Consider the following 236-nt stretch of genomic DNA (forward strand, 5'->3'; position numbering starts at 1 on the left):
GGCAATGGGCTTCTTCTTAATTCATCGCGAGACAGAAGGTGTTTCAATAGAAGAAACGTGGAATGTTGTGGGGATGAGAGGAACTGAAAGTCATGATTTAATCTTAGATCAGGTGAAGGTTTCAGATGACATGCTTGTTGAGGTGCAAAAAGGGCCGCGCGGTGGTACGCTAAATCCTTGGATTGCACATATTCCATCCTGCTATTTAGGCATTGCGCAAGCAGCAAGAGATTATG

1 pseudogene is annotated in these 236 nt (G+C 44.5%); it reads left to right on the forward strand.

Features of this window, described 5'->3' with window-relative positions:
• Positions 1–236 (forward strand): annotated as a pseudogene (locus SB658_RS27440) (acyl-CoA dehydrogenase); the annotation flags it as partial.

It is taken from the genome of Bacillus sp. SIMBA_008, assembly GCF_046535495.1.
GTDB classification, from domain to species: Bacteria; Bacillota; Bacilli; order Bacillales; family Bacillaceae; genus Bacillus; species Bacillus subtilis.